This window comes from Amycolatopsis sp. NPDC051045 (genome assembly GCF_040682955.1).
Classification (GTDB): domain Bacteria; phylum Actinomycetota; class Actinomycetes; order Mycobacteriales; family Pseudonocardiaceae; genus Amycolatopsis.
The window spans coordinates 556,299-568,370 of sequence record NZ_JBFBCC010000003.1; the positions used below are offsets into that span (position 1 = coordinate 556,299).

The 12,072-nt window shown below is 69.5% G+C and carries 10 protein-coding genes and 1 tRNA gene; 6 read left to right on the plus strand and 5 right to left on the minus strand.

Annotated features, from left to right (window positions below):
- Positions 1-87: 87 nt before the first annotated feature.
- Positions 88-1,050 (plus strand): alpha/beta hydrolase, encoded by a 963-nt coding sequence (locus AB0M80_RS10480; RefSeq protein ID WP_364561747.1) that lies wholly within the window; start codon positions 88-90, stop codon positions 1,048-1,050.
- A gap of 144 nt (positions 1,051-1,194) precedes the next feature.
- Positions 1,195-2,403 carry an alpha/beta hydrolase-fold protein gene (locus tag AB0M80_RS10485; protein WP_364561749.1) on the plus strand — a complete coding sequence of 403 codons (1,209 nt, stop codon included), beginning with the start codon at positions 1,195-1,197 and terminating at the stop codon, positions 2,401-2,403.
- Between the two features lie 6 nt (positions 2,404-2,409).
- Here AB0M80_RS10485 and AB0M80_RS10490 read toward each other — a convergent pair whose 3' ends face one another.
- Positions 2,410-3,303 carry a serine hydrolase gene (locus AB0M80_RS10490; RefSeq protein WP_364561752.1) on the minus strand — a complete coding sequence of 298 codons (894 nt, stop codon included), beginning with the start codon at positions 3,301-3,303 and terminating at the stop codon, positions 2,410-2,412.
- A gap of 190 nt (positions 3,304-3,493) precedes the next feature.
- Here AB0M80_RS10490 and AB0M80_RS10495 point away from each other — a divergent pair, with 190 nt between their 5' ends.
- Positions 3,494-4,147 carry a DUF4383 domain-containing protein gene (locus tag AB0M80_RS10495; protein WP_364561755.1) on the plus strand — a complete coding sequence of 218 codons (654 nt, stop codon included), beginning with the start codon at positions 3,494-3,496 and terminating at the stop codon, positions 4,145-4,147.
- A gap of 15 nt (positions 4,148-4,162) precedes the next feature.
- Here the strand turns inward: AB0M80_RS10495 and AB0M80_RS10500 are convergent, their stop codons facing one another.
- The gene (locus AB0M80_RS10500; protein WP_364561757.1) at positions 4,163-5,149 is read right to left on the minus strand and encodes an SCO0930 family lipoprotein; all 987 of its coding nucleotides are present in this window, start codon (positions 5,147-5,149) and stop codon (positions 4,163-4,165) included.
- 135 nt (positions 5,150-5,284) lie between these two features.
- Positions 5,285-6,841: an adenylosuccinate lyase family protein gene (locus tag AB0M80_RS10505; RefSeq protein ID WP_364561760.1), complete on the minus strand. Its 1,557-nt coding sequence runs from the start codon at positions 6,839-6,841 to the stop codon at positions 5,285-5,287.
- A gap of 69 nt (positions 6,842-6,910) precedes the next feature.
- Here AB0M80_RS10505 and AB0M80_RS10510 point away from each other — a divergent pair, with 69 nt between their 5' ends.
- Positions 6,911-7,552: a TMEM175 family protein gene (locus AB0M80_RS10510; protein WP_364561762.1), complete on the plus strand. Its 642-nt coding sequence runs from the start codon at positions 6,911-6,913 to the stop codon at positions 7,550-7,552.
- A 4-nt stretch (positions 7,553-7,556) separates the two neighbouring features.
- On the opposite strand, the gene AB0M80_RS10515 is transcribed toward AB0M80_RS10510, so the two are convergent.
- Positions 7,557-8,099: a DinB family protein gene (locus AB0M80_RS10515; RefSeq protein WP_364561764.1), complete on the minus strand. Its 543-nt coding sequence runs from the start codon at positions 8,097-8,099 to the stop codon at positions 7,557-7,559.
- 239 nt (positions 8,100-8,338) lie between these two features.
- Here AB0M80_RS10515 and AB0M80_RS10520 point away from each other — a divergent pair, with 239 nt between their 5' ends.
- Together AB0M80_RS10520 and AB0M80_RS10525 are read left to right on the plus strand one after the other, a co-directional pair.
- Positions 8,339-9,160: a hypothetical protein gene (locus AB0M80_RS10520; RefSeq protein WP_364561766.1), complete on the plus strand. Its 822-nt coding sequence runs from the start codon at positions 8,339-8,341 to the stop codon at positions 9,158-9,160.
- 203 nt (positions 9,161-9,363) lie between these two features.
- Positions 9,364-9,436: transfer RNA gene (locus tag AB0M80_RS10525), tRNA-Lys, on the plus strand.
- Positions 9,437-9,914: 478 nt separating this feature from the next.
- Here AB0M80_RS10525 and AB0M80_RS10530 read toward each other — a convergent pair.
- On the minus strand, positions 9,915-11,066 hold the full coding sequence (locus AB0M80_RS10530) for a site-specific integrase (RefSeq protein WP_364561768.1): 1,152 nt from the start codon (positions 11,064-11,066) through the stop codon (positions 9,915-9,917).
- Positions 11,067-12,072: the final 1,006 nt, after the last annotated feature.

A 12,072-nucleotide genomic window follows, 5' to 3' on the forward strand; every position in this document is an offset into this window, starting at 1 on the left:
GTATCTCATCGAGGTCAACTTAGTTGTGCACAACTAAGTTGAGAGCTATGTTCATGACATCAGCTCGTTGCACCCCAGGAGGACGACATGACCGCCAACCCGCACAACCTGGCCCTCGAACCGGCCGCGCAGGCGTTCGCGGAGGTCACCGACCAGCCGCCGTACCTGTTCCAGCTGCCGCCGGAGGAAGGTCGCAAGGCCGTCGACGGCGTCCAGGACGGCGAAATCGCCATGGCCGCCGCCGAGATCGAGGTGCTCGACGTTCCGGGCGGCCCGAACGGCGACGTCGAGACGCGGATCGTCCGCCCGGCCGGGATCGAGGGCCCGCTGCCGGTGATCGTCTACATCCACGGCGCCGGCTGGGTGTTCGGCGACTTCCACACCCACGAGCGGCTGGTCCGCGAACTGGCCGCCGGCGTCGGCGCCGCCGTCGTCTTCCCCGAGTACAGCCGTTCGCCCGAGGCGCGCTACCCGGTCGCCATCGAGGAGAACTACGCCGTGGCGAAGTGGGTCGCCCAGCATGGCGCCGAGAAGGGCCTCGACACCTCGCGCATCGCGATCGCCGGCGACTCCGTCGGCGGGAACATGACCGCGGCGCTGACCCTGCTGGCCAAGCAGCGCGGCGACGTCACCTTCCGGCAGCAGGTGCTGTTCTACCCGGTCACCGACGCCAACTTCGACACCGAGTCGTACGTGAAGTTCGCCGAGGGCTACTTCCTCGGCCGCGAAGGCATGCAGTGGTTCTGGGACCAGTACACGACGGATCCCGCCCAGCGCGCGGAAATCACGGCGTCGCCGCTGCGCGCGTCCCTCGACGAGCTCGCCGGGCTGCCGCCGGCCCTGGTGATCACCGGCGAAGCCGACGTGCTCCGCGACGAAGGTGAGGCATACGCGGCGAAGCTGCGTCAGGCCGGTGTGCCCGTCACCGCCGTGCGCTACCAGGGGATCATCCACGACTTCGTGATGGTCAACGCGCTCCGCGAGACCCACGCGGCCGAGGCTGCGATCACCCAGGCCGTCACGGTGCTGTCGCGCGCACTCGCGAAATAACTGAGAAGACGCTGAGTGCGCCGCACGTTGCGGCTCTATGACAGACCTCACAGGGTCGCAACGTGCGAGGGGGCTCAAACGTGATATGTACGCGAGTCCCGCGATCCGGGCGCGCATTTCTGCCCGCCTGGAAGGACCGTTGTCATGCACCTGAGCAGCATCCGGCTCGATTCGCCGGTCAACATGATCGTGGTGGTCGTGCTGACGCTGCTCGCGATCATCGCCGTCCCGTGGTGCTGGGACCGGTGGAAGCGCAAGCGGCTCTGGCGCAGCGCCACGATCCTGCTCGCCGTCGTCCTCCTGGTGCTCAGCACCGGCATGGCGGGCAACATGATCGGCGGGTTCTTCCCGACGGTCGGATCGCTGCTCGGCACCGGCGTCTATTCGGCGCAGGGGACCGACGCCGAAGCGGCGCAGAACGGCGAGGACCTCGAAAAGCTGCGCGACACCGGGGTGGCGCACGCCCGCGAAGGCAAGGGCACCGTCGTCCACATGAAGGTGGCCGGGCGGCGCACCAAGATCACCCGCGACGTCACGGTGTACCTGCCGCCGCAGTACTTCGACGCGGCGTTCAAGGACTTGCGGTTCCCGGCGATCGAGTGGATCCCGAACTACCCCTCCGGCCCCGAAGTCGTGACCGGTGGCTACCACCTGCCGGAGCAGCTCGACGCGGCGATCGCCAAGCACGTCCTGCCGCCGACCGTGGTGATCGTCCCGGACGCGATCGGTGTCCCGAAGGTCGGCCACGACACGGAATGCATCGACGAGGTGGACGGCACCGCGAACGACACGTACCTGACGGCGGACCTGCGCGACTGGGCGCTGCAGAAGCTCGGCGTCGCGGCGAACCGGCGGGCGTGGACGATCGCCGGCTGGTCGTCCGGCGGGTACTGCGCGATGAACCTGGTGACCCGCCACCCCCAGTGGTACGGCCAGGCGGTCAGCGTCAGCGGCTACGACAAGGCCCAGATCGACGCGGAGACCAAGGACCTGTTCCACGGCCGCCAGGACATCAACGACGCCAACAACGTCCGGCTCAACGTGCGCCTGCACCCGTCACCGGTGGAAATCCTGGCGATCTCGGGGGAGAAGGAAAGCTACGAGAGCTTCGCCATCGACCAGATCCGCGCGGCGGCCCGGCCGCCGGTCCAGTTCTCGTCGTGGCGGATCAAGGACGCGGGGCACAACATGAACACGTTCAAGTCCCAGCTCCCGGACGTTCTGGCGTGGATCGGCGCCCACACGACGGGAACGTCACCGGCCGGACGGCCGACGGAGACCACCGGCGGCGTGCTGCCGTGGCCGCTGCCGCGCTCCGGCGCGCAGGGCGCCCTGGCCGACACCGACCAGTAGGCCCGCTCAGCCGAGCAGCGTCGAGACGATGTCCGTGACCCGCTTCGACGCGGTGGCGTAGTCGACCTTGGCGGGGTGCTCGGTCAGCACCACCACGATGTAGCGGCTGTCCTCGCCGAGCACGCCCGAGGTGTGCAGCATCCGTGTCGGCCCGCAGCACGACCAGCCCTGCTTCACCGCCCACGGGCGCCCGGCGGCGGCGTCCGGGATGCCGAAGTACTGCCGGAACCCGTCGGACCCCCGCTCGGTTGCGTCCCGCAGCGCCTTCATGATCGTGCTCGACTTGTGGTCGAGCAGGTACTGGTAGATGCGCACGACGTCCGACGCGGTGATGCGCGTGTCGCCCCAGCGGCCGGGATCCGTGGGTGCGCGGGTGCCGGTGAGGCCGAGCTTCGCGGCCCAGCGCGTGACGATCGACGTTCCGCCGTAGGACATCCAGAACCGGCTCGCGAGCTCGTCGTCGCTGCGGGCCAGCATTCGCTGCACGTCGGCCGCGGGACCGTTCCGCTCGAGGACCTGAAGGGCGATGAGCAGCTTCACGATCGAAGCGGAGGTGTAGCCGCGGTCCGCGTGGACGGAGACGGTCGCCGCGCCGCCCTGCCGGTCGAATACGACGGCGCTGACGTTGCCGCCGCGCACCAGCCGGTCCAGTCCGGCGGCGTCCACCGCGGGCTTCTTCTCCGGGGCCTTGCCCGGGTCGCTCGCCGGCGCCGTCTCCGGAGGCGGCGTCGGAGTGGGTGTCGTGCTCGGAGCCGTGCTCGGCGAATCCGTCTTCATCGTCGCGGCTTCGGCGACCGTGATCGGCTCGGGCGCGGAAGTGCCGTGACTCGCCGTCACCGCCACCGCGCCGATCGCCCCCAGGCACAGCCCCACCAGGAAGATGCCGCTCAACTTGCGCATGATCCGGATTGCCGGGAAGGCCGTGCGCTGTTCGCCGGAAGGGACCGGTTTGTGGGATAGCTCTCGGAAGGGGCCGGATCCGGGAACAGGCGGGGGCTCTGCGGGCAAGCAGGATCGTTTCGCTCACCGTGGTCGCGGGGTACCTGAGGGCGGTGACGATCGTCACCACCCGCTGGGAAGGACTGGAGTCATGGTTCACGCGAAACGCGCACGCATCCGGGTCCGAGGCCTGCAGCCGGCGCAGGTGCTGGCCGGACTGGCCGGGATCGCGTTCCTCGTCGTCGGCATCATCGGATTCACCAGGACCGGCTTCGGCAACTTCGCCGGGCACCACGACGCCGGGTTCTGGCGGTTCTCCGGCAACCCGCTCATGAGCCTGGTCCGGGTCGTGACCGGCGTGGTCGGCCTGCTGCTGGCGTTCGGCTCGGGCCGCGCGCGGGCGTTCGGCTGGCTGCTGTTCATCGGCTACGGCCTGCTGTTCGTGTGGGGCCTGATGATCGACGGGCTCATCTCGACCAACCCGTTCGCCAACGCCGGCAACCCGATGGACCTCGGGCGCGCCGACACGTGGCTGCACCTCGGTGTCGCCGCGCTCGGTCTGCTGATCGCGGTCCTGCCGGCCCGCCGCACCATCCTGCTGCCCGAGGACGAGACGACCGACGAGCCGACGGTCGCCGAGCAGCGCACCGACGTCGTCGACCGCACCGACCACCGCACCGACCGCACTGACCGCACCGACGGGGTGGCCGACGAGCCGCGCCGCCGGTCGTTCCTGCGCCGTGACCACAAGGGGCGAGGCCCGGAGGTCACTCACGAAGAGCGTCCGCCGGGCCTCGCCCACTAGGAGGTTCGGGGTGGTTCAGTAGGTGGTGCCACCGGAGGAGTTGCTGGTCCCCGCACCGCTGTCGGCCGGAGCCTGCTGGCTGGCGGCGGTGTTCGGGTTGCTGCCGACCTTGCAGCCGGCGGGCTCGATGACGAACCAGGTGCCGTTGACGCCTTGGCCGTTCGCGTCGCCCGGCTTGGTGTCCTTCGCGAAGGTGTAGACGGGCCAGCCACCGATGGTGACCTGCTCGCTGCCGTCCTGGCGCTTGATGCTGCCGAGCAGCTTCGAGTCGATGCCCTGCAGTTCGACCTTGCCGTTGGAGAGGACGGCCGGCCAGGTCTTGGCGCAGTCACCGTTGCAGGCGGAGGTCTTGGCCTTCTTGGTGTCCTTCTGGAACAGGTAGAGCGTCATCCCGTTCTGGTCGACGATCGCGTCGCCGAGGCCGTCGATCTTGCTGGCGCTGAGCTTGACGGTGCCGGATTCGGCCGCGGCCTGCCCGGCCTTCCCGCCCTTGGCGTTCGACGCGTACCAGGCGCCACCGACGCCCTGGCCGGTCGCGTCGCCGGGCTTGGTGTCCTTGGCGTAGCGGTAGAGCGCCCACCCGCCGACGGTGATCTGCTCGGTACCGTCGGAGCGCGTCACCTTCCCGACGTTGTTCTTGTCGACCCCTTGGACTTGCACGTCCCCGGTGGCCAGCATCGGCGGCCAGGTCTTGGCGCAGTCACCGTCGCAGTTGGACTTCGGCGGCTTCGCGGTGTCCTTGTCGAACCGGTAGAGGGTCATGCCGTTCTGGTCGGTGAGCACTTGCCCGACGTCGGCGACGTCCGCGACGACCAGTTTGGATTCGTTGGACGCCGGAGCGGCGTTGCCCACCTGGCCGTTGGCGGCCTGGCCGCCTCCGGTGCCACCGGCCGCCGCGGGGGCGACAACCGGCTGCGCAGTCTCGACACCCGAGCAAGCGGTGAGCACTGCCAGCCCGGCTGCCGCCGCGGCGACGGAGACGGCGATGCGCGTGCGAAGCATGGAAGTTCTCCTTGTGTCCGTTGGATTTCCCGCCGCTCGGTGCGGCTGCTTGATATCCACTACACGGACCCCCGGCGGAGACGGTTCAATGAATTTTCGCCGGGTTCGGACTTCGCCGGCCGGTGGACCCCTCGGCTACTCCGAAGCGTCCTTCGGCTCAGAGCCGTCGCCGAGAGCCCGGTCGACCAGAGCGGCCGCGGCGCCGGTGTAGCCGGCGGGGTCGAGCAGGTCGTCCAGCGCGGCCGGCGTCAGCACATCGGTGACGGCGGGCAGCTCGTCCAGCACGTCCCGGAGCGGCCGGTCGTCCCGCACGGCCCGCCGGGACGCCTCGCCCAGCAGCTCCTTGGCCTTCGCCTTGCCGAGCAGTGGCGCGAGCACGGCGGAGAGCCGTTCGGAGACGATCAGCCCGTGCGTCGACGCCAGGTTCGCCCGCATCCGCCCGGGCTCCGCGGTGAGCCCGCGCGCGAGCTCGGCGGCGGTGTGCGCGGCGCCGCCGGTCAGCCGGAGACACTCGCGGACCAGCTGCCATTCGGCGTGCCAGACCCCGGCCGACCGCTCGTCTTCGGCGAGCATCGACTGCGCGACGCCCGCGGCCAGCACCGGCACCTGCAGCGCGGCCGAGCGGATGAGGGTGGCGAGGACGGGGTTCCGCTTGTGCGGCATCGCCGAGGAACCGCCCCGCCCATCGGCGGCCGGTTCGACGACCTCGCCCAGCTCGGTCCGGCTGAGCGTCTCGACGTCGACGGCCAGCTTCCCGAGCGCCCCGGCGGTGAAGGCGAGGGCGCCGGCGAGGTCGGCCACGGGCGTCCGCAGCGAATGCCACGGCAGCACCGGCGCGGCGAGGCCGGTCTCGTCGGCGAACGCGGCGGTCAGCCGTGCCACGTAGTCGCCGACGTCCGCGTCGCGCGCCTTCCCCGAGCCGCCGAGGACCGCGGCGGACGTGCTGGCATCACCCCCGCCCCCGCCCCCGCCCCCGCCCCCGCCCCCGCCCCGCCCGTGCCCCTGGCCGGCCTCCCGCCCCTCGTCGGCGCCCCGGCCGGCGTCTGTCTCGCCGGCGAGGCGCGCGTACTCGACGTACGCCGCCAGCGTCCCGGCCGCTCCGCCGAGCGAGACCGGCAGCCCACCGTCGAGCACCCGCCGGATGCGGACGGCCGCGTCCAGCACGAGCTGCCGCCAGCCCGCGGCCTTGAGCCCGAACGTCGTGGGCACCGCGTGCGCCGTCAGCGTCCGCCCGGCCATGGTCGTGTCCCGGTGCGCCCGGGCCAGCCCGGCCAGCGCCTCCGCGGTGGCATCGAGGTCGGCGGCGAGCGGCCGCAGCGTCCGGTCGGCGACCAGCATCATCGCCGTGTCGAAGATGTCCTGGCTGGTCGAGCCGCGGTGCACGTACTCGGCGGCCCCGGGCGCGATCTCGCCGACGGCCGACGTCAGCGCCTTCACCAGGCCGACGACCGGGTTGGCGGTCGCCCGCGACCCACGCGCCAGCTCGGCGACGTCGATCCGCACGCGGCCCGCTGCCTCCGTGATCGCGTCCGCGGCCTCCGGCGGCACCGTCCCGAGCCGCGCCTGCGCCCTCGCGAGCGCCGCCTCGGCGTCGAGCATCGCGCGCAACCAGGCCTCGTCTCCGGTCGACGCTTCGGCCGGCGTACCGGCCCGCACCGGGGACAGGAGTCCGGAATCGGGGTCGACGGTCATGGGCGTCAGCATCGCACGCGGCCGACCTCGGCGGCGGCCGCGCAACCGGGTCTGGCACGCTCATCGGTCATGACCAGCGCCCCGTCCGCCGAAGACACCGTCGGCTCCGAACCCCGGGGTATCGCCGCCGAGCGGCTGACCTTCTTCTCGGACGCCGTCGTCGCCATCGCGATCACGCTGCTCGCGCTCGAGCTGCCGCTGCCGGAGGGCGCCACCAGCGCCGAGCTGCTGCGGTCACTCGGTCATCACCAGTCCGAATACATCTCCTTCCTGATCAGCTTCATCGTGATCGGCGGTCACTGGCGCGCCCACCACCGCCTGTTCAACTACGTCACCACGCTTGGCGGCGGGCTCGCCCGGCTCACCTTCGGCTGGCTCCTGACGCAGGTGATCATGCCCTTCGCCACGAAGGTGATGGCCGAAGACGGCGCGTTCGAGTTCCGCTTCGTCTTCTACGCCCTCGTGCAGGTCATCGCCCTTACGCTGTTCCTCCTCATGGCCTGGCAGATCCAGCGGAACCACCTCTACCGCGCGGACACCCCGCCGGAGCTCTTCGGCGCGATCTACCGCGGGATCGGCGCGATGATCGCCGCTTTCGCCGTCTCGATCCCGGTCGCCTTCTTCACGCACTGGGCCTACGCGTGCTGGATCGTCGTTCCGGTCGTGGCTGACCTCCTCTTCCGCTTCCGCCGCCGGGCGGCAGCCGCCTGAGCCGTCATTCGCCCGTCGCGCCGTCGATGCGCTCGCGGATCAGGTCGGCTTGGCCGATGTGGCGCGCGTACTCGCCGATCATGCGCAGCATCAGCCAGCGCAGGGTGAACGGTTCGCCGGTGCTGCGACGGGTGCCGGTCTGCTCCAGCGAACTGGCTGCGACGATCTCGCGGGAGCGCGCACATTCGGCGTGCCACAACGAAAACGCCTCGTCGACGTCGCCGGCCAGATCCGTGAAGTCCTGCTCCGGGTCGTCGTCGGAGTAGTAGAGGTTCGGGACGTCCTCACCCGTGAACTGGATCCGGAACCACCAGCGTTCGCAGCCGGTGAGGTGCCGTAGCAGTCCATGCAGGGTCAGCGTCGATGGTGGTACCGAGCGTTCGGACAGCTGGCCGGGGTCCAGACCGGCGCACTTCAGCTCGAAAGTGCGCCGGTAGTAGTCGAGGCTCTCGGTGAGAGCCTGGCGCTCGTCCGCGACCGGTGCCGGGTCGATTCGGGGGCCGGTCAAGCGGGGCGGAGGCGCCACCGGGATGGTGTGTTCGGTCATGTGCGGAGCGTGCCACAGGGGTCCGACAATTTCGGTTCGCCGGGGTGCTCGGTGACCGGGCAACTGCCGTGAAAGCCCAGTTCAGGCACGGTTTGGCGAACCCGGTAACGAATCTCCGGGTGCGCCGATCTGATCTTCGTCACCCCTGCTGCGCACGCCAGTTTCACCGGTCGGAGCGGCACCCCTCGGTTCGGAACCAGGAGATCACCAAGATGCAGCGAACCGGACGAAGAACCGCTGTGCTGGCTGCGCTGACGACCGCGGTTCTGTGCACGGCACCCGCCGTCGCGGCCGCGACCCCGCCCGCGAGCACGATCGACGTCAGCGCGACCACCGTGCGCGCGGGCGTCACGTTCACGGTCACGGAGCAGCTGATCAACCCGACGGACTTCACGGTCACGGGCGCGAAGGCGGCGCTCTACGTGAAGGAGAAGCCGATCGCCGACGTGGTGGACCTGGTCTCCTGCGCCGGGACGATCGCGCCGTGCGCGCCGTACCTCAGCAGCTTCCGCGGCGGCGTCGGCGACCTGGGCGCGGGCGAGAGCCGGACGGTGACGTTCACGTTGCGCGTCAAGGACGACGTCGAGCCGGGCCAGTTCACGCTCCAGCACCAGTTCGCCGGCGACAACTACGCGTTCGGCGTCGAAGACGGCCCGGTCGTCACGATCGCCGTGCCGGACAAGGCCGACGTCAAGGTAGCGCTGACCGCCACCCCGCGCGCCGGCCTGGTCGCCCGGGTCGAGTACGTGATCAAGGTGTCGAACACCGGCCCCGCCACGGCGACCGACATCCGCGTGACAGCCAACCCGGGTGCGGGCCGCACGATCGCCTCGACGACCGGCTGCACCCGCTCGGGAGCGGCCCTGACCTGCGCAATCGGCACCCTGGCCCCGGGCGCTTCGGCCACGGCGAAGTTCACCTCGGAGGGCGGCGTCTTCGCCTGGGGCGCGTTCACAGCGACGGCCCAGCGAGCGGCGAGCGCACCAGCCGACCCGGACCCGGCCAACGACAAGGCGTCGAAGAAGTGCACGGCCTACACGGGCCTCATCGTGCAGTGCTGACGGCGTGACGTGCGGGGCCCAGCCGGCCCCGCACGTTCGTCCAAAGAGGATCAGGCTGCGAAGGCGGCGCCTTCTGCCGAGCGGCCTCGGGCAGGTACGGCGGCACGAACCCGGCACGGATCCAGCCGTAGAAGCTATCGGCCAGCTCACCGCGGAGGACCAGTCGCGACCCGTCGAGGGAGGCCTGGCTAGACTGATGGCGCGGGCCGTTAGCTCAATTGGTAGAGCTGCGGACTTTTAATCCGTAGGTTCTGGGTTCGAGCCCCAGGCGGCCCACTACGATCATGCGTCTGACCTGCGGAAACAGGGAACTTGGTGATCTTCGGGTAAGTCCGCGGGGTCACGTGTGGCCGGTTGTGTGGCCACAGCGTGGACATGGCAATCGGCGGTTGTGACGAAATTGGCTAGTACCAGGGGTCGGCTCGCGCCAAGGTGAACGGACCCGAGATTCGACGGTGTCGGCTCTTTGTGTTGCTGTCGCTGGGAAATCAACCTTCTGCGGGACACCTATGGCCGCCGCCCTTCTGTTCCGGCCCGCCCGTCCCCGATGTGACGTTTGCGTGTCTGATCGTGAGTCCCGGACCGTTGCTTGCAGCAGATTGATAACGCCGTTTTGAGCACGACGTGAGCAACGGAGCCCATTCGGAGACATCGGTGTCGGTTCCTGAGCCGACCCTGGCAGCATATTCCCAGGTCAAGCCCACACCACGCGGCAGCGCGATGCCGCGTACCTGCGGACTCGCGGTCCGCGGGTTCAGATTTTCGAGGTAGCTGTCGGCACATGTGGGCACCGGGTGGCATTGCCCGCCACGCGTCGGCAGTGGAGGGGAAGCCGGGTCCGGTGCACGCGGCCGGATGGTGTGGCGAACAGGGACGCGCCGATCTTCTCGGCGGCCTGGTGGCGGGTGCTGGGGTAAAGCGAGACGTAGTAGTCGGCAGTGAAGGACATCGAGGCGTGTCCGAGCATGTCCTGGATGCTTTTGAGATCATTGCCGGCAGCCAGGGACAGTGAGGCCGCGCCGTGGCGGAGGTCGTGCAGCCGGATCGGCGGCAGCTGGGTGCGTTCGGCCAGCAGGTCCTCGAACTCGTGGGTGAACAGATCACGTCGGCATGGCATCCCCGTGGGGGTGGTGAACAGGTACCGCTCTCCCCCTGGTCCGGCGGGAACCCCGGCTCGTGCCGTGAGGTAGCGCCGCACCAAGCCGACGGTGACATGGTCGAGAGCGATGGTCCGTGCGCTGTATCGGCTCTTCAGCTTCCCGTCACCGTCCACCTGCCCTCCGGGGTCCGGCCTGGTGATGACGAACAGCTCGCGATGCCACAGGTCCACGTCGACCTCGCGCAAAGCGGCCGCTTCGCCACGGCGCAGTCCGGTGATCGCCACGAGGTGGTAATACAGATAGCGCTTGTGCCCGGCAATGCTCTTGAGGAGCTCGATCGTCTGCCCTCTCGTCCACACGCACACCGGCCCTGGGCGCCATCCGGTTGTCCGCCAGCGCGCCACCCGCTCCTCGGTCCACACATACGGCCGCGGCGCCAGCACTTCCGGGAGGTCGATCTCCGGGCCTCGTGCAGGGTTGTGCGCCAGCAGTCCTTCCTCCACCGCAGCTCGCAGCGCGGAACTCAACGTCGCACGCACCCGCGCCACAGTCGACGGCGCCAGCCGCCCGTACCGGGAACCGCTCCCGGCCGCGATCGCGGTGAACGCCTTCCGCACGTCGCTCACGTGGAGGGTCACCAAAGGCAGGTCACCCAGCTGGGGAGTCAGGTAGGTGACGACGTGCTGCCGGTAGTTCCGGCGCGTACTGGAACGCAGCCGGACGGTGCGGATCCAGTACGCCAGCCAGTCACCGGTCGTCAGCCCGATGCCCTTGGTGGCCGCCGCAACCTGGTCCCGGGCAGCCATCGCGGCCTTCTCCGAGGTGTCGCCGCCGCGACGCACCCGCGTACGAGACCCGTCCCCGGCTCGGGGGCCTTCGACCGCGAACCACCACGACCCGTGCTCCGGTTCAGCCAATCGGCGACAACGCGCACCCAGTTGCCTCCCCGTCGCCGGACACCGGCACTCACACCGCTTGAACACATCCTTTGCCGACATAGAGACTCCCCACGAGGGTCAGACCACCGAGCTGGCCGGGTCGCCGATCTGCGCCGAGTCTCGGTCTCCGTCGGGGCCGATGGCCGGGTCGAGGCCAGCGGGTCCCGACCGACGGCGGTGCTGGGCACGGCGTGCAGGTGGCGTCGATGCGCTGCAGCGTGGCCGGCGACAACGGCCGATCGTCGGTCACGTAGGTGTGGATCACGGTGATGAACATCGCCTGCGTCCGGGTAGGGCCCAATTCGGTGATCCGCCCAGGCTCAGCTGCGGCATCAGATGAATCGTGTCACCCTCATCGCTTCAACATTCCAGGATCCGATGCCATGGTCATACGCCTCAATTCACGGTAAAGAACATCCGCTGTCAACCGCGTCCTCGCTGAGGCTGCTGGGGCTGCCGGGCGGGGTGCCGCTGCGATCATGACGGAACACCACACGACTATGATCGTGAACCCATAACCAAGGAGTGTCCATAAGGGACAGTCTGTTCGTGATAAAGCCACGCGAAGCGGGATGAAAATTGGCGCGTTGTGGCGTCCTCGGTCCCTGCGTGCATCGTAAGACCACAACAGGCAGAAGCCCCGCCTCGTCAATCACGGACATTGCCAGCATGCCGAGCTGCGATACCTTCGTTGATCACGAGGCAGCCAGCCACCTCGCTGTCCCGGTTCACGAGGTGTTCACCGTTTCGCAGCGGTCTCTTGATCGCTCTGCGGCGCTCGCGCTGTGGCTCATGTGGAGATTGTTGTTCGAGTGGCAGGTGTGCCCAATTCTTCCTTCGCTTCACGACTCGTCCGGCGTGTCGCGCACCGAGG

What these genes read in the sequence shown, in the direction of transcription:
- AB0M80_RS10480 (WP_364561747.1), top strand. Translation starts at nt 88, where the DNA reads ATGACCGCCAACCCGCACAACCTGGCCCTCGAACCGGCCGCGCAGGCG.
- AB0M80_RS10485 (WP_364561749.1), top strand. Translation starts at nt 1,195, where the DNA reads ATGCACCTGAGCAGCATCCGGCTCGATTCGCCGGTCAACATGATCGTG.
- AB0M80_RS10490 (WP_364561752.1), bottom strand. Translation starts at nt 3,303, where the DNA reads ATGCGCAAGTTGAGCGGCATCTTCCTGGTGGGGCTGTGCCTGGGGGCG.
- AB0M80_RS10495 (WP_364561755.1), top strand. Translation starts at nt 3,494, where the DNA reads ATGGTTCACGCGAAACGCGCACGCATCCGGGTCCGAGGCCTGCAGCCG.
- AB0M80_RS10500 (WP_364561757.1), bottom strand. Translation starts at nt 5,149, where the DNA reads ATGCTTCGCACGCGCATCGCCGTCTCCGTCGCCGCGGCGGCAGCCGGG.
- AB0M80_RS10505 (WP_364561760.1), bottom strand. Translation starts at nt 6,841, where the DNA reads ATGACCGTCGACCCCGATTCCGGACTCCTGTCCCCGGTGCGGGCCGGT.
- AB0M80_RS10510 (WP_364561762.1), top strand. Translation starts at nt 6,911, where the DNA reads ATGACCAGCGCCCCGTCCGCCGAAGACACCGTCGGCTCCGAACCCCGG.
- AB0M80_RS10515 (WP_364561764.1), bottom strand. Translation starts at nt 8,099, where the DNA reads ATGACCGAACACACCATCCCGGTGGCGCCTCCGCCCCGCTTGACCGGC.
- AB0M80_RS10530 (WP_364561768.1), bottom strand. Translation starts at nt 11,066, where the DNA reads ATGGCTGCCCGGGACCAGGTTGCGGCGGCCACCAAGGGCATCGGGCTG.